Below are 23,168 nucleotides of genomic sequence, written 5' to 3'. Positions count from 1 at the left end.
ACAAAAGGCCGGCGCCGGATCACTCCAGCGCCGGCCGGCCATCAAAGGCAGTTACTCAACAACCAGATCACCCAGGTACGGGAAGTTCATGACATTGAGCACCGGCTCAATATTCACGTTCTTCTTGGAGGCCCAGGCCAGGTCCTGCCAGTGCAGCGGAACAAAGGCGGCATCATCGTACAGACGCTGTTCCACTTCCTGCAGCATGGCGGCACGCTTGTCCAGGTCGGTCTCGACGTTGGCCTTCTGTACCAGGGCGTCGATTTCCGGGTTGCAGTAGTTACCGGCGTTGTACTGGCCAGCGCCAGTGTCGGCATCCGGGCAGAAGGTCAGGAACTCGTAGAAGTTGGCGGAGTCCTCGGTATCCGCGTGCCAGCCGATCATCATCATGTCAGCGGCGCGGTTGTCATACTCCGGCCAGTACTGGGCCTTTGGCAGGGTTTTCAGATCCACCTTGATGTTGATGCGCGCCAGCATGGCAGCCACTGCCTGAGCGATCTTGTCGTCGTTCACGTAGCGGTTGTTCGGCGCCATCATGGTGATTGTGAAACCGTCCTCGTAACCGGCTTCCTTCATCAGCTCCTGGGCCTTGGCCACATCGAAGCGCGGTGTCAGGGACTCGTTATAGCCCTGGTAGCCTTCAGGCGACATCTGGGCAGCAGGGGTGGCGAAGCCTTTCATGATCTTGGCGGCAATGCCTTCCTGGTTGATGGCATAGGCAATCGCCTGGCGAACCTTCGGGTTCTTGAAGGCTTCCACTCGCTCCTGGTTCATGTGGAACAGGATGATGCGGGTGCCACTCATGGTGACCAGGTTGGCGTTCTTGTCGTTGCGGATCCGCTCCAGATCATTGGGCGGAACCGGGGCGATAAAGTCGACACCACCGGACAGCAGCGCAGAAACCCGGGTGTTGTTCTCTTTGATCGGAGTCAGCACGATCTTGCCGACGTTACCCGGGGACTCGGTATCCCAGTAGTCGTCGAAGCGCTCGAACTCGACGCGGACACCCTGCTTGCGTTCGGTCACGGTGTAAGGGCCGGTGCCCGACAGATTCTCGGATGCGAACGAGTTGCCATGTTTGAGGATGGCGCTCTTGTCTTTGCCGTCTTTGCCGTCTTCGGTCTGGCCGCTGTAGAACTCGCTGTCGAACGGGAAGATATAGGTGGCGGTGTTCAGCAGCAGCGGATAGGGCTCACTGGTGACCAGCTCGAAGGTGTAATCATCGATGATGTTGATGCCGCTGAAGGGCTTGAAGATGGCCTTGAAATCCTGGCTCTGCTTCAGGCGGTCGAAAGTGAACTTCACATCCGCGGTCGTCAGCTCGTTGCCGGAATGGAACTTCACGCCCTAACGGAGTTTGAAGCGCATGGTGTTTTCATCAACCCGGGTCCAGCTCTCTGCCAGGCGCGGCTCGAAACCAAGATCCTTGGTCCAGCGCAACAGCGGATCAAAGGTCATATGAGACAGCTGGAGAATGCCACCAGACAGCTGCTCATGAATGTCGAGGGTCACGGGGTCGGCGTCGTACGCCATCTTCAGTTCCTTGGTCGCCTCGGCAGACAGGGCTACCGGCGCCGCCGCCAGGGCCATGGAACCGACAAATGCTGCAATCAGTTTTTTCATCGCGTTTTCCGTCGCTGTTTTAGGAATTTTCACGGAACATCGGCGCAGAACGGCGCCGAATGCCTGGCCAACAAGCTAGTCTCGGAAAACACTTAGGGCAATCGAAATTGCGACATGGGGCTATACGCCAGGTGAATGACCTGATTTGGCGCAGACTTACAGCCGGAAAACCAGAGGCAGGATCAGGGCAGTAAACACACCGGTAAGTCCCATTCCCAGAGACGCAAACGCGCCGGCGCTATGGCTGATTTCAAACGCCCTGGCGGTTCCGATGGCATGGCCATTCAGCCCCAGGGCAAAGCCCAGAATCCGTTCGTCCTCAACAGGCAAAAGCCGCGCGAGCAGGTCTACGAAGAGGGTTGCCACCACGCCGGTGATCAGAAGCCCGCCCATCATCAGGGGCACAGAACCGCCCAACTGCTCGGTAATACCGATGGCGATAGGCGCAGTAACCGACTTGGGGGCCAGTGACGCCAGCACCTCCGGCGTCGCGCCCAACGCCCAGCCAATCACCACGGCGTAAACCGCCGCCATGGTGGCGGCAATCGGCAGCGTGACCACAATCGGGCGCCACATGGCACGGATATGGTGCACCTGCTGGTACAAGGGAATCCCGAGGGCGACGGTGGCAGGCCCCAGCAACACCGTCAGCCAGCGCGCGCCCTGCTGGTAATCCTGGTAATCCACCGCCAACGCGATGAAGCCAGATAAAAGACACGCAGACAAAACAACCGGCGGCAGCCAGATAGGCCGGCCAATGCGGGAGAACAGCCAGTTGCCGGCAAAGAAGGCACCGAGGGTCAAACCGATCGCAAGAATCGGGGTGGCGGCAAGCGACTCCGGCAGGGCCTGGAAGCGCGCGAGTAGCTCACTCACCATCGCTAACGCCTCTTTTCGTCACCGCTTTCATCAACAACAACGTCGTCAGCACACTGAGAAAGGTGCCCACCAGCAATGCCGCCGCAACCGCCAGCCACTGCCCGGAGAACTGGTTCGCCGTGAAAAACACACCCACCACCCCCGGCATGATCAAGAGCACCAGCACCGATATCAGCCCCTGGCTGGCCCGAGCAAGATCATCACTCACGTTGCCTTTAAGCATCAGCGTGAAGGTAATGACCACCATCCCCAGCACGCCGCCACTCACCGGCAACGCCAGAAGCAGGCGCACAGACTCGCCAAGAATAAAAAACAGCACCAGAACCAGAAAACCACGCAACATCGGCATGCGCTTACACTCACCCGGGAAAGAATTGCATTACACTAGCCCAAACCCCTATCCCGATACCAATGCAGGAAGCCCATGGCGCTCAAAGCAACCATCCTCAAGGCGACGCTCAACATCGCCGACATGGACCGTCACTACTACGCGGATCATCAATTGACCATCGCCCAGCATCCGTCGGAAACGGACCTGCGCGTGATGATCCGGCTGCTTGCCTTTGCCCTGAACGCCGGCGACACCCTCGAATTTACCAAAGGCCTGAGCACCGATGATGAGCCAGAGCTGTGGCAGAAAGACCTGACCGGCGAAATTGAATTATGGATCGAGCTTGGCCTGCCAGAAGAAGACCGAATAAGGAAGGCCTGCAACCGCGCCGGGAAAGTGATCCTCTACACCTATGGCGATCGCGCATTCCCAGTCTGGTGGGACAAACATCACGGCAAGCTGGAACGTTTCGACAACCTCACCATTGTTCACCTACCCGGCGACAGCACTGAGGCCCTGGCAGCGCTCGCGGACCGGTCCATGAGCTTCCAGGTGACCATCCAGGATGGCGAGGTCACCTTCAGCAATGACAACAATCTGGTATCGATTACCCCCGAGCAGCGACTACCCCAGAACTGAGGTCAGGACTTGCCGCCGGGGGCTGGACAGACACCCGCTACGCACGTAAGATTGCGCACTCGAAATCGGCGAGTCATCGTCGAGCTCGAAGCGCCCGTAGCTCAGCTGGATAGAGCGTTGCCCTCCGGAGGCAAAGGTCATAGGTTCGAATCCTATCGGGCGCGCCATTATTTTCAAAGGCTTGCGTGAAAACGCAGGCCTTTTTTATTTGCCTGTGCCCAAATTGTGCCTTGCTGGAGCCCAGTCACTTTAGGCCGCTGCTATATCACTCAGTAAAAAGACCATTGCACGGTTTCCACCTCACCATCTCCAAGGCACAGCCACTCCGCGTTATCTATGAATCCAAAACGCCTTGTTGTCGAAACCTTTGGTCGCAATGCGAACATTGGAAGCAACCAATTAACGCTTCTTCCCGCATTACTTCGAAACCTATATGAGGGAAAGCACACTTTTTCAGTATACAGCTATTTCACATTCCCCCTGAAACCAAGCATAAACGGGTTGCAGTAGCCATCTGGGCAAACGGCATCCTGACTCTCGTCCAGATCGCGGAAAGGACTTTGCCGGCAGCTTGGCGCTGATTGCCGATGCTATACATAACTTCTGGGACATGGCATCGCTGATTATCGCGTTCGCGGCCCGTAAAATTGCGCGTCGCCCGGCTGAATAAAAGCTGACCTTCGGCTACGGGCGAATAAAGGTAGGTGTTGCGCTGTTAAATACACCACCTTGATCATGATAGGGCCCTACCTGATATACGAGGGTGTCATGCGGTTCCCAGATCCGCTGGAACTCAAGGGGTGTTGGGTAGTCTGACTTACATTGTTGCACTGATAATGGACGCGTTGAGCGCGCTGCTGACCTACTCAATGCAGAAGGGCAGCGTTAATATTCATGCGTTGTTTTACACAACTTGTCTGATGCGTTTGCGTCAATAGCAGTGTTATAGGCGGAGCTCTTATCTTGCTCTACGACATGCGCTGGGTTGATTCCGCAATCACCATTGGCATGGCCAGCTATATTCTCTACCTGGACCTGACAGAAATTGGCGGGACCATCAGAACACTCATGCTGGGGAGTCCCGAGGATATCGGCACAGATTCCGTCATTGGGGCAGTATCAGACTTAGAAGGAGTTATCGACTTCACCCCGTACATTTTTGGCAGGTGGGTGAGCATGATGCCTCGCTCGACGCCCGTGTGGTTGTCGAGATGAGTGCGTGGAATGAACTTGAGAAAATCAAGGACGGGATAAAACAGGCTTTGGAGAAAGAGTTCAGCGTAACTCATTCAACACTGGAATTTGAACACCCTGACTACAAGCACGAGGGGGCAAATACCTATAAACATAGTTAACCGGCGCGCTATGTGACATACCTCATCATGCAGATTCCAAACGAATGGCGAACCACAAAGGCACGAGGACTCCATGCGAGACATGATTGAACCCCATCAAATTTGGGCCTACCCCATCGCTGCTGTTCTCGGCCTTTTAGAGGGCAGGAAACCTCCCCCGGGAAATATGTTGCCAGAGTATCTGCCCGGGACTCCATACCCAGGCTCTTGCTTTATAACAACATTACCCAGACACCGCTGCATCATCAGACCTCGCCAGAATCTCGAAAGCAATATGGCGAGGTCTAACTTTCTTTACGCTTCGGAAAAACTCCTGCGTTTCCAGAGATAGTAACCTACCGGTATCACCAGCAGTGCCAGAATCACGGCACTGATCATGCCTCCGACCATGGGCGCGGCAATCCGCCCCATGACTTCCGATCCGGTTCCGCCACCCATCATGACCGGTATCAGCCCGCCGATGATGGCGGCCGCGGTCATCATTATCGGCCGCACCCTCATTCCGGCGCCATGAAGCACTGCATGGCGAAGGTTTTCCCGCCTTGGTTTCAGCCCGTTCTTTTCACAGGTTTCCAGCATCGATTCGTAGGACTGATTGAGATAGACCAGCATGATCACACCAATCTCCACAGCAACACCGGCCAGGGCAATGAAACCGACGCCGACGGCAACCGAGAAGTTGTAACCCAGCAGATACATCAGCCAGAAGGCGCCAACCAACGCGAAAGGCAGGGTAGCCATGATGATACCCACTTCCGCAAAGCGCCCGAAGTTCAGGAACAGCAGCAGGACAATAACACCCAGCGTCACCGGAACCACCAGGCTCAGTTTCTGCTTGGCACGGAGCATGTACTCATACTGGCCAGACCAGTTGACGGAGTAACCGGCGGGCAGGTCCAGCTCCGCCTTCACGGCGGCCTGCGCCTGCTGGACATAGGTGCCGATGTCCACACCTTCGATATCCACATAGCTCCAGCCGTTCAGGCGGGCGTTTTCACTCTTGATGGAGGGCGGCCCGTCCTCCACCCGGATATCGGCCACGTCGGCCAGCGCGATCCGCTGACCGGATTCAGTCACCACGGGAAGCTGCTTCAGTTTTTCGGGTGAGTCCCGGTAATCCTCCGGATAGCGGAGGTTGATCGGGAAGCGCTCAAGCCCCTCGATGGTCTGCGCCACGTTGATTCCGCCAATGGCCGAGGCCACAACCTGCTGAACATCATCGATATTCAGGCCATAGCGGGCGGCACGCTCCCGATCAATATCCACCTTGATGTAACGTCCGCCGGCGACCCGCTCGGAATAGACAGAACTGGTGCCGGGAACCTTCTCCAGGATCTCCTCAAGGCGTTTGCCAATGCCCTGGATAACCGAGAGATCCGGGCCGGCTACCTTGATGCCCACGGGGGTCTTTATGCCCGTTGCCAGCATGTCGATGCGGGTTTTGATCGGCATGACCCAGGCATTGGTCACCCCCGGGAAGCGAATCAGCGAATTGAGCTCCTGCTTGAGCTTATCGGTGGTCATCCCGTCCCGCCACTGATCCTTGGGCTTAAGCTGGATAAAGGTCTCAACCATGGTCAGCGGCGCCGGGTCGGTAGCGGTATCCGCCCGCCCCACCTTGCCAAACACGGTTTTCACTTCGGGCACCGTGGCGATAAGCTTGTCCGTCTGCTGCACCAGCCTCCTGGCCTCGGCAATCGAGATGGCGGGGTAGGTGGTGGGCATGTACATCAGGTCGCCCTCATCCAGGTTGGGAATGAATTCACTCCCGATCTTGGTTGCCGGCCACAGGCCGACAACCAGAACCAGTACCGATACCAGAACCGTTGACAGCGGAAACCGGAGCACCAGCTTCAGGGCCGGCATATAGGCGGCGACCAGCAGCCGGTTCAGCGGATTCTTGTGCTCCGGCAGCACCTTGCCACGAATGAAGTAACCCATGAGCACCGGGACCAGCGTCACTGCGAGAGCGGCACTGGCCGCCATGGCGTAGGTCTTAGTGAACGCCAGGGGCGCAAACATCCGCCCTTCCTGGGCTTCCAGGGCAAACACCGGCACAAAACTGACAGTGATGATCAACAGCGAGAAAAACAGCGCCGGCCCGACCTCCGAGGCCGATCTGGCTACTATTTCCCATCGGTTCTCGGGCGTCAGCGGCGTCCTCTCCATATGCTTGTGCATGTTCTCGATTAACACGATGGCGCCGTCGATCATGGCACCGATGGCAATAGCGATCCCCCCGAGCGACATGATATTGGCATTGATACCCTGAAAGTACATGACGATAAAGGCGGTCAGGATGCCCACCGGCAGGCTGATAATTGCCACCAGCGACGAGCGGACGTGGAACAGGAAAACCATACACACCAGGGCCACCACCACAAATTCCTCGAGCAGCTTGAACCCGAGGTTATTGACCGCGCGCTCGATCAGGCCAGAGCGATCGTAAACCGTCACCACCTCAACACCTTCGGGCAGGCTCGACTGCAACTCTTCCAGCTTGGCCTTCACACCATTAATGGTTTTCTGGGCATTTTCACCAAACCGCATTACCACAATGCCGCCAATGGTCTCCCCGTTGCCGTTGAGTTCCACAACGCCACGTCTCGCCTGCGGCCCGATCTCAACGCTTGCCACATCCTTCATCAGGACCGGCGTGCCATTTACGTCAAGACCCAGTGGAATCGACAAGAGGTCTTCACGGGACTGGATATAGCCAGTCGAGCGGACAATGTATTCCGCCTCGGCCATCTCGATCACCGATGCACCGATTTCCTTGTTGCCCCGCTTGATGCTGTTCTGGATGTGGGACAGGGGGATACCGAATGCCCGGAGTTTTTCGGGATTCACCTTGACCTGGTACTGCTTGACCATGCCGCCGACCGTGGACACTTCCGAGACACCGGGCACTGTCTGCAGCTCGTACTTCAGAAACCAGTTCTGCAGAGTGGTCAGTTGGCTCAGGTCGTTGTTCCCTGTCCGGTCAACCAGGGCATACAGGTAAACCCAGCCGACCCCGGTCGCATCCGGCCCCAGTTGAGGCCGGGCCGATTCAGGCAGGCTGGGTATTACCTGCGACAGGTATTCCAGCACCCGGGAGCGGGCCCAGTACATGTCCGTATCTTCATCAAAGATGATATAGACGTAGGAGTCGCCGAAGAACGAGTAGCCCCGGACCGTCACCGCACCCGGCACCGAGAGCATGGCCGTGGTCAGCGGATAGGTCACCTGATCTTCCACCACCTGCGGGGCCTGGCCGGGGTAGCTGGTTTTAACGATAACCTGGACATCCGAGAGATCCGGCAGGGCATCCACCGGCGTCTTTGACACCGAGTAGAGCCCGAACCCGGTCAGCAATACGGCGGCAAGCATGACCAGAAAACGGTTCTGGACAGACCAGTTAATGACCGACGCAATCATGAGGCGCCTCCGTCATGGTCCATTTCGCCCTGGTTCATCTTGCCATGGTCCATTTCGCCCTGATCCATCTTGCCGTGGTCCATTTCGCCCTGGTTCATTGGGTTCTGATCCATCCCCTCATGATTCATGGTTTCAGGGCTGCCCTTGGCATCAGCCTTGCCCGCGCCCATGGCGTGCCCGGAATGGTTCATATCCGGGTCCATCGCCCCTGTGGGCGGCGGGGACATCCGCCGGAAATCCGATGTCTTGCTGGATTCAGAGTCAATCAGGAACTGCGCCGAGACCACCACCTGGTCGCCGGGAACGACGCCTTCCAGAATCTCGGCATACCTGTTCCCGACCCGTCCGGTGGTAACGTTAACCGATTTGAAGGCGCCTTCTTCCAGGGCCAGAACAACGCGGTCGGTCTGCCCGGTGCGGATAACGGATTCCCGGGGCACCAGGGTGCGCCTTTCACTGGGATCGCCCTGTATGTCGACGCTGGCGAACATGCCCGGCTGCAACATGCCATCGGCATTGTCAAAGCGCATCCTGACCTGTGCGGTCCGGGTCTCGAGATTGATTTCCGGGTACACGTAGTCCACGCTCCCCATCCAGCTGCGCCCGGGCATGTAGTCCAGGGTCATCTCTACCGGATCGCCGGCACTGATGGCCCAGAGCTGGCTCTCGAACACCTCCCCGATCACCCAGACCTCGTCAAGCGAACCGATGGACACAACCTTATCTCCGGGCTTGACGAATGCACCCTCACGGACATTCAGGACATCAATAACCCCGGAAGCCGGGGCATAGAAAGTTATGGTCCGCTGCACATCCCGGGTCTGCCTGAGTGTCCGGATCAAACGGTCCGAGACATTCAGCGACGACAAACGCTCCTCGGCCGCCCTGATCAGGCGCGGGTTTTTCCGGTCCAGTGCCAGGAGCAATTCCTCCTGGGCATTCACCAGGGTGGGTGAGTAGAGGGTGTAAACAGGCTTGCCCTTCTCAACCGGGTCGCCCTCGGACTTTACATAAAGTTTCTCGATCCACCCTTCAACACGGGGGTGCATGTGGTACAACTCGTCTTCGTTATACTGCACGTAGCCCACGGTAATAATATTGCTGGGCAACTGCCCCCTGATGGCCTCGTCCGTGCGAACGCCCAGGTTATTGACAATGTTCGGCGCAACCCGGACGGTGCCTGGCGAGTCGTCAGCGCTCCCGCTGTCCTCGTAAACCGGAACCAGATCCATGCCCATGGGCGACTTGCCCGGTTTGTCACTTCTGAAGCTGGCGTCCATGGGTGACACCCAGTACAAGGGTTTCTTTTCCGCGGACGCTGGTGCCGTTGCGGTTTCGGAGGCCAGCCAATAGGCCGCCCCGGCCCCGGCAATGCCACCAAGCAGTATAAAGCCCAGCGGGCGAACAAAATTAGCCATGATGGTCAGTCCTGATAGCGAGTCTGTGAAAGTGAAGGTACTTCGGAAGAGCCTGAGGTCAGGTAACGGAAACTGGCGAAGTTCCGGGCCCGCTCCGCGGTCATCCCGATCAGCTCAATCTTGGCGTTGAGATCGTCGATCCGCGCACGCACGGCCTCGGCGAAATCGCCGTCGTCATTGTTGTAGGCGGTCAGCGCGGCCTCGGCCTGCTCTTCCATTTGCGGCAGCAAGAACTGCTGGTATATCCCGATGCGGTCATCAAGCCGTTTAATCCGGGCAAGGGCTGAACGGGCCCTTGCCTGAATCACGCGAAGCTGCAAAACTCGCTCTGTCTTTTCTGCTTCGAGCCGGGCCGCTGAGGCGTTCAGCTTCCGGTCCTGGAGATTGCCGGTAAACAGCGGGAGATCAAAACCAATCCCCACGGAGAAGAGATCCGCCCGGTCCTGCCCGCCGGGCACGCGATCCCGGTAGCCATATTGCGCAGAAACCGTCCATTCGGGCTTGTAAGCCTCGCGGGCAAGATCCACATCAATGGCCCGGGCCTTGATCTGCTGGTCCGTGGAACGGATCAGGGGGTGACGGATAAGGGTGCCCGCACTGGTTTCCGACCAGCCGTCCCGAAGCGCTGTCAGCAGTTCGGGGGGCACCGTTTCGGTTACCTCCAGCGAGGCATTTTTCGACCCGATCCACTCACCCAGAGCTTCCTGACTTGATTGCAGCTTCAGCCTCAGGTCGGTCAGCCGGTCATCCAGGCGCGTAAGCTCCAGGGTGCCCCGGACAACGTCCTGCTGCCGTGAGATCATGGTGGCGGTTATGTAACCCGCCTCGGCTACGTCGGACAGCTGCTCGAAAAGATCCCTGTTATCCTCAATCAGACCGATGCTCTGTTGTGCCTCCCACACATCAAGCCAGAGGCGGGTCACCGTTTCCACCACCCTGGCGCGCCGGTTCTCCCTCTGAAAAGGTTGCTCCTGCGCCAGCTCTTCTTTCCTGTCCTGCGACAACTGCAGGCTGTCGCCGCGCGGAATCCGCTGCGAGATTCCGACCGTGGCCTGGGTCATCGCTTCCTGCCCGGTGTCGAACGTGTCCACGGGCAGATTCGCGGCGCCAAGTGACAGCCGAGGGTCGGGCAGGGCCCCCTCGGCAATGGACTCCTCCAGTAATGCTTGCTGTATCTGGGCACTCTGGCGAAGCCATGGATCGTATTCAATGGCGGCATCAATCACATTCGCCAGTTGAAGTCTGGGCTCCGCCCAACCGGGCAGGCTGGTCAAAACCAACGCCCCGAAGATGGCGGATCTGAAATAGCGAGCAGGAATAGCCAAGGGTAGGTCTCCACAGAAGTCTGTTAATCTGTTCAGGTACGCCATGCTAAATCTCAAACCTGAACTCTAACTGAACTTACCTGGGTTTTCAGGATATTTTGATCTGGCTCAATTTGTGTTTCATGTGATAAAAACCGAGAGAATCTTTGGTTTTTCATTAACTATCCAGAATCACTCCGAAAACTGATGCTTTAAAAAACTCATCAGACAGGATCGGCAATTATTTTCTGAATATAAAGCCTTTACCACCAGCCCAACAATGTGAAATACCTGAGGGTCTCAGTGGTATAGCACATAAAGACGAGCAAGCACATTTCAGCGCATAAAAAAGCCGCAGAGGCTTCTGCGGCAAGGACAAACCTGAGACAACACAAAGGACAATCGTGTCAGGTACGATGACTGCCCCATGTACTGCAAAGTAAAACACAATACCCTGAAACAAACCTGAATTTCTGACACCTCTTAAAAAAAGATGACCGTCGAGTGGCCTATACACTAAATAACTGCCCATTAAACCGCCACACGATTCATTTGCTGAAATGTACATATAAAGGAACGCCTGGGTAGAGTGATACTTCTTTGATTGTGGGCGCCAAAATACGACCAGACAGAATATTCAGAAGTACCATTGCATCTCCACCAATCCCAGAGGCTCAAGCATTCCGTACTCGCTGGTGTCGTTACCACCAAACCATTGGGCTCCGGCTGTGAGATAGATTTCCTGGCTGAAGGGAGGCGTCCAGGTGGACCGGGGATAGAGTACCCAGCTTGCATCATCAACATTGCGAATGGCCACTACCCGATACTGCCAAAACGGGTTGATATCCTGCCATGCGAGCAACCCGGTATAATGGCGCCCGGCATAGAGCGGATCTGTGGACAGCAGGTTTCCAAGGCCAGAGTTTCCCGGCGGTACGGGCCGGCCGTTGTAGAAATATTCCAGTGCCAGGTTGAACCCATTGCGAAACGACCAATTCAGATCCGCCACTCCCTGCCAGTAGCTGTCGCTGGCGTCCGGGTCGCTCCAGACGAATTCCGTGCGCCAACCGGTGCCGATCACCGAGCCACTGCCGTCAAAGCCTATCCTGGTGACATCGGCAAACTCACCTGCCATCAGCCCGGCATCTACACCACCAATATAGCGCTTGACCCGGGCTGCCGTACTGGCCTCGCCGTCATTGTGTTGCGGGGCATGGACAGCGCTGATGCGTCCTAAGGCTCCCCAGGGTTTGTCCCAGAGAATGGCGTCCACACCCACCCGTTCATCCGGCTCCAGTTGCAAAGGGCTGACAGGATTGAGGATGTCCATCGGGTTCCAGATCAGGGCCGTGGACCAGTTCACCTGCTGGCGGCCGAAGCGGAAATCACCGGCCGGCGACCGCCACTGCACCGTGCCACGATAGAACTGGTGGCGCGCCAGCAATGTCCCCGACTCGTGAATATCCCCCTGCAGATCCCAGTAGCGAGGTTCCGGGGCATCCCGGAGCAAGGCGAACTCCGGGCTGTCCAGAAAACTGCCCGAAACCAGTTCCAGGTCGTAGGCCGCGTCCACAATCCAGTCCTGATATCGATATCGGGGGTTCAGACGCAGGCGGGTAAGGTTCGAAACGTAGCGATCACCGTCGATCAACGAGCGCGAGCCGACGCTGAGATTCTTCAGCGATCCGGACTGGCTGAACCCGGCCTCAACACCTGAAGCCAGCATCAGGCAGACCAGCCCTGACGCCACTTGCCAGTGCCTAGCCATGATGAATGGCCTCGACCGGGTCCAGCCGCGCCGCCCGCCATGCCGGATACAGCGCCACCGTCACCGAACAGAGAAACAGCAGCAGGCTGGGCAGCCAGACATGATCAAACATCAGCACCGGATAGACCCGGTCGGTAATGCCCGGAATGGTTTCCAGCGCCCCGCTGATCGAGGACAGGTCAATGCCGGCCTGGTTCAGCCAGTAGACCAGCGCACCGCCCGCCAGGGTTCCGGCCACCATGCCCAGTACCGCCAGAAAGAACGCCTCGAACACAATCGTCAGCAGCAACTGGACACCTCGGGTTCCCAGTGCCAGCATGACGCCCAGTTCCCGGGTCCGCTCCATCACCGACATCACCATGGTATTCATGACCCCGATGGCCACCACGACAAAGACCACCGACAGAATGAGATAGAAATCCACCTGGCTCATTTCCACCATCTGCACAACCACCGGGAGCAGGGTTTCCCAGCCCTGGGCCTCCAGTCCGTCGTTAGTCAGAGGCAGCGACTGGTTCAGGGTTCTTGCCAGGGCCGCACTCTCTGCGCGGTCTGACAGCCTCAACACGATCCGCGAGACTTCGTCTTCCAGCAGGCCACCCAGGCGGCGGGCTGCGTTGATATTGGTGAAGACATACTCTGTGTCGAAAAGGTCACTGCCAGTGCGATAGATACCGAGAATGGCCTGGGCACTGGAAGCAAGATCTCCGCCAGCCTGCTGGACCGTAATGACCAGCTTGTCCCCCAGCCGGGCACCCAACTCCTCGGCCAGTTTCTGGCCAATCACAATTCCCGCCTCCCCGGATTGAACATAAGTGCCCTGCTCCATGTATCTGAAAAGTTCCGTAACCGCCCTCTCCTGCTCCGGTGCAATACCCACCAGCTCCACCGGCAGACTCTTCCCGGGGTTTGCCACCATGGCACGCAGCAATACCCTGGGTGCGGCAGCCTCAACCTCAAGACGCGCCTGCAACTGCTGCTGCAGTGCCTGACTGTCGGCAATGCGAAAAGCTGGCGACAGATCGACGTCGTGGCCCTGCGCCATTACCTGCACATGCCCGCTAAGCTGCTGTGTCGAATTGTGAATCATCTGCTCAAAGAAACCATCGGCGAAAGCGTATAAGAACAGATAGGCCGCCAGCCCGAACGCAGTGGCCGAGGCGGTGATCACTGACCGTCGTGGATTGCGGAATACGGAGCGCAGTGCCATTTGCGCGAATATCAGCAGTCGATGATCAGACGTCACCTGCCAGTGGATCCGGCGGATACGGTTGATCATAGTGCGACGTGCGCCCATCGCCTCCAATGGACTGTTGCGGCTGGCCTTCCAGGCCGGGATGGCCGCTGCCAACAGAGCCACCGATATAACCACGATGCCAATCACCACCAGACGCTGGAATTCAATGGTGGGATAGACGATACCGCTCAGGCCCGGCATGGTATCCATGGCCTTGATATAGGCGCTGAAGTCCAGCCCATGGGTACCGAAATAGCCCGTCAGTGACAGCCCCAATGCCAGACCCAACAGGTATCCCAGGCCCGCCAGGATGGCTGTTTCCAGAAGCACCAGCCAGACAATACGACTGCTGGGCGTACCCAACGCCATCATTACACCGAATTCCCGGCCACGCTCCAGTACCGACATCAGAATGGTGTTGACGATGCCGGCCGCCACCACCACAAACACCACGAAGATCACGATGTAGGCGACAGCATCGTGAAACGCAACCATTTGCACCAGCGACGGCATCAGCGCTGGCCACCCCAGGACTTCTACGTTCCAGGCCTGCATCTGATTCCGCAGGCCTGCAACCACCGCTTCAAGCCGGTCGGAATCCTCTACGCGGGACGCAATCTCGGTAAACCGCCCCTGAAAGGCATACAGCGCCTGGGCAGAGGCCAAGGGCATCTGGCCCACGAAGCCATCAATACGCTTGATACCGGTCTCGAATACGCCCACCACTTCGAACCGGTCGGCGCCAATAGAGCCGTCCGACGCCTGCACCACCAGTACCAGCTCGTCGCCCGGGGAGACATCCAGGGCACCGGCGGCATCGACGCCAACAAGAATTTCATTGCCGCGCTCCAGGTAGCGACCACGGACAATCGACCGGTCAAGCCGGGTGACCCGTGGCTCCGTCGCGCTGTCGACGCCCATCACCTGTAATGCCCGTGACTGGTCCTCACGGCTGGCCAGGGCATGGCCCGTCACCCGGGGGGTGGTTGCCGCCACACCGGCTACGGCCGATACCTCCTCTGTGAGATTCCAGCGCTCGGCCAGGGCAATGTTCATCTCCCGGTCATCGTGAAAGCCCCGCTGATGTACCTTCAGGTCGCCGGTCACATAGCCAGTCATGTTGTTGATCATCTGGGCGTTGATGCCATCAATGAATGCCCAGAGAAACACTAGCCCACCGACACCGACGGCCACCGACAACAGTGTGATGGCCGTACGCCGACGATTGACCTGAAGATTGCCAAAAGCCAGACGTAGCCACGCCATCACGACCGTATTTCCTCACGCTCGACGCGGCCATCGCGGAGATGGATTACCCGCCGCGCGCGTTCCATCACCATCGGGTCATGGGTGGAGAAGACAAAGGTAATGCCATGCTCGGCATTGAGCTTACGCATCAAGTCCAGTAGCGCCGCGCCGGTCGTGGAATCGAGATTGGCCGTGGGCTCGTCGGCCAGGACAATCGCGGGCTTGCTGACAATCGCCCGGGCCACCGCAACACGCTGTTGCTGGCCGCCAGACAGTTCATGGGGCAGGCGCCGCTCCAGCCCTTGCAGGCCGACCTCCACCAGAATACGCCGGGCCTCGGCACGGCGCTCCCGAAACGGCACTCCGCGCAGCATCAGCACATACTCGACGTTCTCCTGAGCCGACAGCACGCCAATCAGGTTGTATTCCTGAAATACAAAGCCAACCTTCCACAGCCGCAAAAGGGTCCGCTTCTTTCGGCTAAGCCCGGTGATTTCCTCACCCGCCACCAGAATGCGCCCGCTATCCGGCTCGTCCAGGGCTCCAATCTGATTCAATAGCGTGGTTTTACCCGATCCAGACGGGCCCACCAAGGTTGTGAACTCCCCGGCCTCAATGGCGACCTACACCTCTTCGAGCGCCTTGACGGACATTGAGTCCTGACGGTAGATCCGCGATTCGTTTAAGACATGGAAGATGCTCATGCCGGCCCCTCACTGTGGGTTGCGCAGCCGGCGCAATGAAAACAGATCCTCATCAATCGGCAGGTCGAATTCAATAGACTCAATCGTGATCACCGTGCGGGACTCGGGGTTATCGGCGTCCACCATCGTCCAGCGGGTGGGTATCCGGCGCCCATCCATGGTTTCGATCTGGTCATAGGTCATGCGCTTGACGATCTGATCGCGCTCGTCGTAGTAGGCAAGCGAAACCGGGATCGAGTCCTCCCGAACAGTGAATTCCAGGCGACTCCACACTACCGGGGCAACAGGTCGGGGCGTCGAGACAACCCGATACACAGCCACCTCACCGGAATCGTCGGTTTCGACCAATTCGTGGGTGTAGTCCTCGACGAACGAGCTTTCCCTGACCAGGTCGTCGTTGCTGAAGTTGGAGCCCATCCATGGCTGGAGCATCATCGACGGTGGGATCTTGATGGTGCGCTCAACTTTGGGCAAGTAATTCCACATGGCATCGCCGATGCGCAGCGAGCCGATGCCGGCCTCTTTTTTGGGCGCGTGAATGCGAATCAACGTATGCTCCGGACGATTCATCCAGGCTTCCAGTTCCAGTGTGCGAGTCCAGTACTCAGACTCGATCCACATAGTGAAACGGCCGTGATTGCTGTCGGACCACAGAGTCTGTTCCATGCCTTCAATCAAGGAAACTGCCGAGGGAGGGCCCGCGACAAGACGGCCTGATGCGGCAAACAAAAGGAGAACGCTGATCCAGACTCTCATTGACTACTCCCTTTTCTACTATGAGCTACGGATCACCTTTGCCTCTTCCCCGACAGCGGAACCGCCATCTGTTTTCCCAGGCGCTTTAACAACGATCACCAAGCCAACAATTGTGATCCCTATACCGATCATTTCCAGTGATGTGAAAGTTTCGCCGAACAAAAGCATTCCGATAGCGAGACCGAAAACAGGCGTTAAAAAGGTAAACGAATTGAGGCTGTTCAAGGGCGCGCTGGCGAGCAAGGCATACCAGAGCACAACCATCATTGCCGTTGCCGGAATGGCCAGAACGAACATGGCAGTGGTAAATGACCAGGTCCAGTCAATCTCAAAGCCCTCGCCCAGGCTCACAGATGCTATTCCCAGAAACACTGAACCTATGACAAGCTGAATGCCCATCGACCAATAGATATCATCACTGCCGGCCTGGTATTTAAGCAGCACGTTTCCAATGGCGGTTCCAATGGCACCACCAAGAACATAGACGGCCCCTGAAAATCTGGCGTTACCAAATTCCATCTCTGGCATCGCTAGCACCACAACACCAATAAAACCGATCAAAAGGCCTACAAACACACGCCCGGTCACAACCTCTCGGACGATAAAAAATGAAAGAACCGCCGCAAACAGCGGTTGCGCATTAGCCAGAACGGTTGCAAGTCCTGGCCCCAGTTTGCCAGCTCCTAAAAACATCCCTCCAAGCCCCATGCCCGTGTAACTGAAGCCAATTGCGGCCAGTATCAGGAGCTGGCGAAGTGAATAACTGGGCCGACCACCTTTTGTAAAAGCGAGCAGAATCAGACAGAGCCCTGCCAGCAATGCGCGTAAAGCGGCAAAAAGCAAAGGTGGCGCGTCCGGCAACCCCACCACAATAAAAGGAAAGCAGATCGCCCAAAGAAAGGCGACAAGAACCATTCCAGCGACTGCACGTATCGAAAGTGACTGGTTCACCAACGGCCCCTTTATCTACCCGGCAGATGAGTAGAGCTTTTGTTCAAGCTTGCCGCCCCAATACGCTCAACCGCGGCAAAAACCTGGGAGTCTTGTCGGCATAGTGCCTCCAAGCTTCCCCGAACGTTTTCTCTGCCTCCCGCTCCTCACTGATCGATAAGCGGGCATACATCCAGAGCAAAACCGGAAACATCGCCAGAGTTATAAGTGTTGGCCACTGCAGAAGGAAGCCAAACATAATCAAGACAAAGCCGACATACTGAGGATGCCGAACATACGAATAGAGCCCACTCGTAGCCAGCTTTCGCTCTTTTTGCGCCGCGTACAGGGTTCGCCACCCGGCGGCAATCAAGTAAAAACCTCCACCAATAAACACCGTACTCAACAAGTGGAAGGGGCCGAAATGGGGAGAACCCTGCCAACCAAAGAGCATTTCAAGCAAGTGCCCGCTATCGTGGGCAAGCCAATTCACATCCGGGTATTGGGTCTGAAGCCAACCGGACAGGAAATAGAGTGTCAGCGGGAACCCATACATCTCTGTGAATAATGCCACGAGAAACGCGCTGAACGCACCGAAGGATCGCCAGTCTCGTTGGGTCTGTGGCTTAAAAAAACTGAAAGCGAAGAAAATAAAGATCACCGAGTTTAGAACCACCAGTCCCCAAAGACCGTAATCGGACGAAGCATCAGTCATCGCGTTGGCCTCCACTCTTGCCTTCCGGTTGATCGTGGTGATTATGGCCACCGTGATTCCCATGCCCTCCATGCATAAACATATGAATAAACGGGCATGCCAGAAGGATTAACCACGGCAAAGCACCCAGAAGGTGAACCTTATGTTCGCCCCAGAGCAAAACCAAAGCGATGACCGCAAAAATTGCCAACGTAATCTTGAAACGCTTATCCATATAGATTCCCTTTGGGAAAAGCTTGTCAGTGGGGCTTACTGGCTAGTATGCCTCTAGCGATATTTGGTGACCTATCCCGTCCAAAGAAACGTCATCGATAATCTCCAGAGAGCCCGGATCAAGCACCCAGAGCTTGGCTTCGGCCCGACTGGTGATCAAAAGGCTGCCATCGACGGGAGAGATCGCCGCCCATTGTGAGAGTCGAAGATAGATGGCAAGCACCAATTTACCTAGCAGTAGTTCAACACGCGGAACTGAAACAGACCTGAAAACAGACCTGAAAACAGACCTGAAAACAGACACAAGATGTGGATCTATTTGACGCAAATCACAAATGCAAGATAGATTCTTCGAGCATTAAGTAAGCCGTTTCAACCATTGCAAACCTCGAATGACGGACTCCAGATGCCGGAACCTATTTATGAGAACAGACGAATAGCAAACAGCCGGGCCAACGAACTCAACCGCCAATGCTACTGCATCACTCTTGACCGAATAGCCCTCAACAAGAGCCTCCACAACCAGCTTTCAGATGCTGGAAGCGAACTGTCAACGCTCCCGGAGTTCGATCACCTTTTTTCAAACACACCGGTTTTCGTACCCCGAGCCGACATAGCGGAGATGGAGAGGATCGTTCAGTCGATTGAAGCGGCCTCAGAGCTTCCCTCGTACCGAGAACGAGTACTTTCCTGGGCACCGGAAATCGCACAGTTCAATCCAGGGCCCATCGGGGCGTTCATGGGCTATGATTTTCACATGGGTCCCGACGGCCCCCGGCTGATCGAAATCAACACCAACGCCGGTGGCGCCTTCCTGAACCTTGTCTTGTCGAGAGCCCAGCGCAATTGCTGCGACCCATCTCAACAACCCACAACACCCCAGCAGCCGCTCGATGGATTCGAGGACGCGGTGTTCACAATGTTCAGCCGGGAGTGGCAAAGACAGCACGACAATTTCGGGCCCAGTTGCCTGGCCATAGTAGACGATGCCCCAAAGACACAATTTATGTTCCCCGAATTCCAGTTGGCCCAACAGATTCTCCGAGCCAAAGGAATTGATACATTGATACTCGATCCACAGGAGCTTCAGTATGCCGGCGGTACGCTGACAGCCCGCGGTAAGCCCATTGATATGGTCTACAACCGTCTGGTGGACTTCGCATTGGACGCCGCGCCCCATGCGGCATTAAGGCATGCCTATCTGGATGGCGCCGTGGTGGTAACGCCTAATCCCCATGTGCACGCTGTGCTGGCTGACAAGCGAAACCTGGCCCTGCTATCCGCACCCCACTCCCTTCGAGACTGGGGGCTCAATGAGGCCGATGCAGGCTACCTGGAGAGAGCCGTGCCGAAAACCAGGCAGGTTTCGAGGAACGACGCGGCTGAGTTGTGGAGTGCGCGACGTCATCTGTTCTTCAAGCCGGTTGCCGGCCATGGCAGCAAAGGCGTCTACCGGGGCGACAAACTAACCCGGCGCGTTTTCGAGAACATCCTGAATGGTGGCTACATCGCCCAGGACCTTGTCCCCGCTGGAGAACGAACCCTGAGAATTGACGATGCAGTGGTCACCCGAAAAGTCGACATTCGGCTGTATACCTACGCCGGCAAAAGTATGCTGGTTGCGGCGAGGATATACCAAGGCCAGACAACCAATTTTCGTACCCCCGGAGGTGGATTCGCTCCGGTTTTTCAGGTGTGATTATTACCTTTTCAATGAGCCAATATTTGATCGCATTAATGAAGAATTCCAGATTTTTGGTTTAGCGAACTGTAGAACATTAAGTTACTTAAGCACGGTCCGGACCTATGAAAGCATAGGCCCGGAGACCCCTCGGCGCTTATTCGTTGGTGAACGTCACAACATCTTTTTAAACTGCCCGTAGTCTCCTCCGGTACGCAGTACCAGAGTGATGTCGTTGTCGTTCCGATTTCTGAAAAACCAGCCATGATTGCCGGTAAAGGCTGCCTCCAGCTCGCCTTCGTCTTCAGGCACGCCCCGGCCTTTTTCGTAGGAAATTGACTGACCACCTCCATCACCATGGGTATCGAAGTTGATCGGGCCACCTTCTGACACCCAGGAGAACCGGGCTGTAGCACCTTCCTCCATAGTAAGTTTGAATTCGGTGCCTTCTCCCGGTGTGAGAATCACGCGCACTTCATCCTGCCACTGCGGTTCCGCAATTTCTGGTGCAGGCGCAGATTCTGGCTCAGAAGGCGCAACCTCTGCTTCCGGTGAGGGGGCTGGCTTCTCAACGGCTTCATCCACGACAGGTGCATTGACTTCCGGCGCCTGTCGCTCAGTTGAGGATTGAACAGCAACCATCTGAACAGCCTCGTCAGCAGCAGCCTCTTCGGCGAGCTGCTCCTTGATCTCACCCATTTCAGTCAGGCCTAAAAGGCGACCTGCGCCGGTTGGGTCCAGGGCGTACTCGGCGGGCATGACCACGGTTACCAGCAGAACCAGCGCCACAATAGCGGCAATGATGGTGGATCGAACCAGTTTGGCAGTGCTGGGCAGTTCTTCACGGTTGGGTATATCGGTGTTGTACATAAAAAATCTCCAGAATCAGGCGACAAAGTAACCGGTGAGCTGATAGCCAAAGAGCAGAAAACCTGCACTCATCATGGCCACGTTGGCGGTGTAGGCATGGCGGAAAAAGCCGTCGGTTTTACGCCAGAAGCTGATAGCAATGAGGATCATGGCCAGGGCGATGAGCTGTCCGATTTCCACACCCACATTGAAGGCGAGGAGGCTCGGAATCAGGCCGTCCGGCGAGATGTCGTATTCGATGATCTTGGTGGACAGGCCGAAACCATGGAAGAACCCGAAAATCAGCGTGGCGGCCTTGGTGTTGGGCTGAAAGCCAAACCAACGCTGATAGGCACCGATGTTGTCCAGTGCCTTGTAGACGATGGACAGACCGATAATCGCATCAATGAGGTAGCTGTTGATGCCCACGTTGAAATAGACGCCCAACAACATGGTGGTGGAATGCCCGAGGGCAAACAGGCTCACGTAGATCGCGATGTGCTTCATCTGGTAGAGGAAGAAGATGACACCCAGCAGGAACAGCAGGTGGTCATAGCCGGTGACCATGTGTTTGGCCCCCAGGTAGATGAACGAAATAAGGTTTATCCCGGTAATTTCCTGGATGTACCCCTTGTCGCCCTGAGCCACGGCATGGGCGAGTACGTCGGTACTCAGCCCCAGCAAGCCCAAAGTCAGAAATATCCAGAGTAGGCGATTGCCTGTGCCCGTTGAGGACACACCACGGCATCGGCCTGTCAAGTTTGACAACATAAAGACTCCAATCGAATGTGTTTTCTCGGGCCGCCTAAGCGGCAAGAATCAAGCAGGAAGGAGTGCTTTTGGAGGGCGTTCGAGCCGATAGCGCAAGCTGCGGGGGAAATCATCGGCAAAGGGCACGGGCTGCCGGAGAACGGTCAGGCTTTGGGAAATAAGGGGAACCCTTAGCTGGTCCACTGTCTCGTGGGTATGATTGCCAGCATCATGATGCACTGATGATGTCTCTGGCTCTTCGTCAAAATCATGGGTGTGTCCATGCGCACCATGACTGCTCGCTTGGCCGTCAAACTGCGATTCCCAGTCGCCTGCCAAGTTGGCCACACCATGAGAGAATGACTCGCCAATCACCGACAGTGACAGGCCCGCCAATGCAAGGAGTATGACGAGCGTTGGAAGCAGTTTTCTCGGGTGAATGGCCGAAATCATCAATCTACTGCGTCGAGTCTGTGGTTGGATTTCAACGAGAACGGAGGATACCATCCCCCCGTGGGGGATAGGAATTAAAAATGGTAAATGATCACACGCATCAATCTCACCCGAACATTATCAAACGTCTGAAGCGGGCAAACGGCCATCTTGAAAGCGTGATTGGCATGATTGACCAGGGACTGGCAGTGTGCCTGAATGCGCTTTTTATAGACTGTAGGCGACTCGGGCTGATGCGAGACGACTGAGACAATAGCCGCATGAATGTTTGGGCCTATCGCCCACACATGCAGATCACTGACTTTGGCATCGTCGTCTTCGACGGCCTGTCTGACGGTTTCCTCCATGTCCTGATGCTGCTCGTCGAGGAGGACCTTTGAGGTCTCTTTCAGCAGATGCCAGGACCAACGGGTTACCAGAATCGCACCGATAATCCCCATCATCGGGTCCATCCAGTTCCACCCGGCATATTTACCCGCCAGAAGGGCAACAATAGCAAGGACTGACGTCAGCGCATCCGCAAGTACATGAAGGTAGGCCGCACGGCGGTTGTGGTCATGGTGATGATGGTGGTGACCGTGATCATGGCCGTGACTGTGACCATGATCATGGCCTGCATCCCCCAGTATCCAGGCTGACACCCCGTTGACCACCAGGCCAATGATGGCCACAAAAATAGCCCCATCGAAAGAAATGGGGACGGGCTGAATAAAACGCCCGACGCTCTCGATGACCATGTAGAGCGCAAAGACAGCCAGCAGAATCGCGCCGGTAAAGCCGCCCAGCGCATTGACCTTCCCCGTCCCGAAAGAGAACCTGGCGCTGCCCGCGTTTTTCCTGGCATACGCATAGGCGAAGGCGGCAATACCCAGAGCCACCGCGTGCGAACCCATGT

General features: G+C 56.6%; 21 protein-coding genes, 1 tRNA gene and 2 pseudogenes. 6 read left to right on the top strand and 18 right to left on the bottom strand.

What is annotated here, in order from left to right; genetic code table 11:
* Positions 1–51: 51 nt before the first annotated feature.
* The 4 genes from ACGK9W_RS19440 to ACGK9W_RS19425 all read right to left on the bottom strand — a co-directional run bounded on the left by ACGK9W_RS19440 (position 52) and on the right by ACGK9W_RS19425 (position 2,851).
* Positions 52–1,344, bottom strand: coding sequence for an ABC transporter substrate-binding protein (locus ACGK9W_RS19440; RefSeq protein WP_405418253.1), 1,293 nt, complete (start codon positions 1,342–1,344; stop codon positions 52–54).
* Between the two features lie 3 nt (positions 1,345–1,347).
* Entirely contained in the window at positions 1,348–1,623 is a 276-nt protein-coding gene (locus tag ACGK9W_RS19435) for a hypothetical protein (RefSeq protein ID WP_227507707.1), read from the bottom strand.
* A 156-nt stretch (positions 1,624–1,779) separates the two neighbouring features.
* Positions 1,780–2,502 carry an LrgB family protein gene (locus ACGK9W_RS19430; RefSeq protein WP_405418250.1) on the bottom strand — a complete coding sequence of 241 codons (723 nt, stop codon included), beginning with the start codon at positions 2,500–2,502 and terminating at the stop codon, positions 1,780–1,782.
* Complete coding sequence (locus tag ACGK9W_RS19425; RefSeq protein WP_008169943.1) at positions 2,492–2,851, bottom strand: CidA/LrgA family protein; 360 nt, start codon at positions 2,849–2,851, stop codon at positions 2,492–2,494. Before ACGK9W_RS19425 ends, ACGK9W_RS19430 begins: the two co-directional genes overlap by 11 nt.
* Before the next feature lie 75 nt (positions 2,852–2,926).
* Between ACGK9W_RS19425 and ACGK9W_RS19420 the strand changes: the two genes are divergently transcribed.
* From ACGK9W_RS19420 to ACGK9W_RS19405, 4 genes are all read left to right on the top strand, one after another.
* Positions 2,927–3,472, top strand: a complete 546-nt coding sequence (locus ACGK9W_RS19420) for a YaeQ family protein (RefSeq protein ID WP_008169944.1) — start codon at positions 2,927–2,929, stop codon at positions 3,470–3,472.
* Between the two features lie 90 nt (positions 3,473–3,562).
* Positions 3,563–3,639, top strand: a tRNA-Arg gene (locus ACGK9W_RS19415).
* Positions 3,640–4,082: 443 nt separating this feature from the next.
* Positions 4,083–4,142, top strand: a complete 60-nt coding sequence (locus ACGK9W_RS19410) for a hypothetical protein (RefSeq protein ID WP_248185651.1) — start codon at positions 4,083–4,085, stop codon at positions 4,140–4,142.
* A 293-nt stretch (positions 4,143–4,435) separates the two neighbouring features.
* A complete protein-coding gene (locus ACGK9W_RS19405) occupies positions 4,436–4,687 on the top strand; it encodes a hypothetical protein (protein WP_228152694.1) in 252 nt (83 codons plus the stop codon).
* A gap of 434 nt (positions 4,688–5,121) precedes the next feature.
* Here ACGK9W_RS19405 and ACGK9W_RS19400 read toward each other — a convergent pair whose 3' ends face one another.
* The 10 genes from ACGK9W_RS19400 to ACGK9W_RS19355 all read right to left on the bottom strand — a co-directional run bounded on the left by ACGK9W_RS19400 (position 5,122) and on the right by ACGK9W_RS19355 (position 18,541).
* Positions 5,122–8,247, bottom strand: a complete 3,126-nt coding sequence (locus tag ACGK9W_RS19400) for an efflux RND transporter permease subunit (protein WP_008169945.1) — start codon at positions 8,245–8,247, stop codon at positions 5,122–5,124.
* Positions 8,244–9,665 (bottom strand): efflux RND transporter periplasmic adaptor subunit, encoded by a 1,422-nt coding sequence (locus ACGK9W_RS19395; RefSeq protein ID WP_405418244.1) that lies wholly within the window; start codon positions 9,663–9,665, stop codon positions 8,244–8,246. Before ACGK9W_RS19395 ends, ACGK9W_RS19400 begins: the two co-directional genes overlap by 4 nt.
* A gap of 5 nt (positions 9,666–9,670) precedes the next feature.
* Positions 9,671–10,990: a TolC family protein gene (locus ACGK9W_RS19390; protein WP_008169947.1), complete on the bottom strand. Its 1,320-nt coding sequence runs from the start codon at positions 10,988–10,990 to the stop codon at positions 9,671–9,673.
* Positions 10,991–11,606: 616 nt separating this feature from the next.
* Complete coding sequence (locus ACGK9W_RS19385; RefSeq protein WP_008169948.1) at positions 11,607–12,737, bottom strand: hypothetical protein; 1,131 nt, start codon at positions 12,735–12,737, stop codon at positions 11,607–11,609.
* Positions 12,730–15,240, bottom strand: a complete 2,511-nt coding sequence (locus tag ACGK9W_RS19380) for an FtsX-like permease family protein (RefSeq protein WP_008169949.1) — start codon at positions 15,238–15,240, stop codon at positions 12,730–12,732. Before ACGK9W_RS19380 ends, ACGK9W_RS19385 begins: the two co-directional genes overlap by 8 nt.
* Positions 15,240–15,812: an ABC transporter ATP-binding protein gene (locus ACGK9W_RS19375; protein WP_405421114.1), complete on the bottom strand. Its 573-nt coding sequence runs from the start codon at positions 15,810–15,812 to the stop codon at positions 15,240–15,242. The genes ACGK9W_RS19380 and ACGK9W_RS19375 overlap by 1 nt, the downstream gene beginning before the upstream one ends.
* 123 nt (positions 15,813–15,935) lie before the next feature.
* Positions 15,936–16,682, bottom strand: a complete 747-nt coding sequence (locus ACGK9W_RS19370) for an outer membrane lipoprotein-sorting protein (protein ID WP_405418240.1) — start codon at positions 16,680–16,682, stop codon at positions 15,936–15,938.
* An 18-nt stretch (positions 16,683–16,700) separates the two neighbouring features.
* Entirely contained in the window at positions 16,701–17,633 is a 933-nt protein-coding gene (locus tag ACGK9W_RS19365; protein WP_405418237.1) for a DMT family transporter, read from the bottom strand.
* A gap of 43 nt (positions 17,634–17,676) precedes the next feature.
* Entirely contained in the window at positions 17,677–18,327 is a 651-nt protein-coding gene (locus ACGK9W_RS19360; RefSeq protein WP_273046293.1) for an isoprenylcysteine carboxylmethyltransferase family protein, read from the bottom strand.
* Positions 18,320–18,541: a DUF2933 domain-containing protein gene (locus ACGK9W_RS19355; protein WP_081467492.1), complete on the bottom strand. Its 222-nt coding sequence runs from the start codon at positions 18,539–18,541 to the stop codon at positions 18,320–18,322. Before ACGK9W_RS19355 ends, ACGK9W_RS19360 begins: the two co-directional genes overlap by 8 nt.
* A 405-nt stretch (positions 18,542–18,946) precedes the next feature.
* Here ACGK9W_RS19355 and ACGK9W_RS19350 point away from each other — a divergent pair, with 405 nt between their 5' ends.
* Positions 18,947–20,239 (top strand): hypothetical protein, encoded by a 1,293-nt coding sequence (locus ACGK9W_RS19350; RefSeq protein ID WP_405418233.1) that lies wholly within the window; start codon positions 18,947–18,949, stop codon positions 20,237–20,239.
* A gap of 156 nt (positions 20,240–20,395) precedes the next feature.
* Here the strand turns inward: ACGK9W_RS19350 and ACGK9W_RS19345 are convergent, their stop codons facing one another.
* Genes ACGK9W_RS19345 through ACGK9W_RS19335 form a run of 3 tightly spaced genes read right to left on the bottom strand, consistent with a single transcriptional unit; the run spans position 20,396 to position 22,273 of the window.
* The gene (locus ACGK9W_RS19345) at positions 20,396–21,091 is read right to left on the bottom strand and encodes a hypothetical protein (protein ID WP_008169988.1); all 696 of its coding nucleotides are present in this window, start codon (positions 21,089–21,091) and stop codon (positions 20,396–20,398) included.
* Positions 21,092–21,106: 15 nt separating this feature from the next.
* Entirely contained in the window at positions 21,107–21,841 is a 735-nt protein-coding gene (locus ACGK9W_RS19340) for a HupE/UreJ family protein (protein WP_405418229.1), read from the bottom strand.
* A 48-nt stretch (positions 21,842–21,889) separates the two neighbouring features.
* Complete coding sequence (locus ACGK9W_RS19335) at positions 21,890–22,273, bottom strand: hypothetical protein (protein WP_273085705.1); 384 nt, start codon at positions 22,271–22,273, stop codon at positions 21,890–21,892.
* An 80-nt stretch (positions 22,274–22,353) separates the two neighbouring features.
* Between ACGK9W_RS19335 and ACGK9W_RS19330 the strand changes: the two are divergent.
* A pseudogene (locus ACGK9W_RS19330) lies at positions 22,354–22,455 on the top strand (metal-sensing transcriptional repressor); the annotation flags it as partial.
* Between the two features lie 66 nt (positions 22,456–22,521).
* Here the strand turns inward: ACGK9W_RS19330 and dmeF are convergent.
* Positions 22,522–23,166: pseudogene (gene dmeF / locus ACGK9W_RS19325) on the bottom strand (CDF family Co(II)/Ni(II) efflux transporter DmeF); the annotation flags it as partial.
* Positions 23,167–23,168: the final 2 nt, after the last annotated feature.

It is taken from the genome of Marinobacter flavimaris (assembly GCF_045057155.1).
Lineage (GTDB): Bacteria > Pseudomonadota > Gammaproteobacteria > Pseudomonadales > Oleiphilaceae > Marinobacter > Marinobacter manganoxydans.
Note: the sequence above shows the minus strand (reverse complement) of the source record. Positions and strands in the feature narration are given on the sequence as shown.

Bases quoted from the DNA above. Each gene is read 5' to 3' on its own strand.
- ACGK9W_RS19430 (WP_405418250.1), bottom strand. From the start codon at position 2,502: ATGGTGAGTGAGCTACTCGCGCGCTTCCAGGCCCTGCCGGAGTCGCTT.
- ACGK9W_RS19420 (WP_008169944.1), top strand. From the start codon at position 2,927: ATGGCGCTCAAAGCAACCATCCTCAAGGCGACGCTCAACATCGCCGAC.
- ACGK9W_RS19360 (WP_273046293.1), bottom strand. From the start codon at position 18,327: ATGACTGATGCTTCGTCCGATTACGGTCTTTGGGGACTGGTGGTTCTA.
- ACGK9W_RS19370 (WP_405418240.1), bottom strand. From the start codon at position 16,682: ATGAGAGTCTGGATCAGCGTTCTCCTTTTGTTTGCCGCATCAGGCCGT.
- ACGK9W_RS19350 (WP_405418233.1), top strand. From the start codon at position 18,947: ATGCCGGAACCTATTTATGAGAACAGACGAATAGCAAACAGCCGGGCC.
- ACGK9W_RS19435 (WP_227507707.1), bottom strand. From the start codon at position 1,623: ATGAAAAAACTGATTGCAGCATTTGTCGGTTCCATGGCCCTGGCGGCG.
- ACGK9W_RS19345 (WP_008169988.1), bottom strand. From the start codon at position 21,091: ATGTACAACACCGATATACCCAACCGTGAAGAACTGCCCAGCACTGCC.
- ACGK9W_RS19395 (WP_405418244.1), bottom strand. From the start codon at position 9,665: ATGGCTAATTTTGTTCGCCCGCTGGGCTTTATACTGCTTGGTGGCATT.
- ACGK9W_RS19355 (WP_081467492.1), bottom strand. From the start codon at position 18,541: ATGGATAAGCGTTTCAAGATTACGTTGGCAATTTTTGCGGTCATCGCT.
- ACGK9W_RS19400 (WP_008169945.1), bottom strand. From the start codon at position 8,247: ATGATTGCGTCGGTCATTAACTGGTCTGTCCAGAACCGTTTTCTGGTC.
- ACGK9W_RS19380 (WP_008169949.1), bottom strand. From the start codon at position 15,240: ATGGCGTGGCTACGTCTGGCTTTTGGCAATCTTCAGGTCAATCGTCGG.
- ACGK9W_RS19335 (WP_273085705.1), bottom strand. From the start codon at position 22,273: ATGATTTCGGCCATTCACCCGAGAAAACTGCTTCCAACGCTCGTCATA.
- ACGK9W_RS19340 (WP_405418229.1), bottom strand. From the start codon at position 21,841: ATGTTGTCAAACTTGACAGGCCGATGCCGTGGTGTGTCCTCAACGGGC.
- ACGK9W_RS19425 (WP_008169943.1), bottom strand. From the start codon at position 2,851: ATGCCGATGTTGCGTGGTTTTCTGGTTCTGGTGCTGTTTTTTATTCTT.
- ACGK9W_RS19385 (WP_008169948.1), bottom strand. From the start codon at position 12,737: ATGGCTAGGCACTGGCAAGTGGCGTCAGGGCTGGTCTGCCTGATGCTG.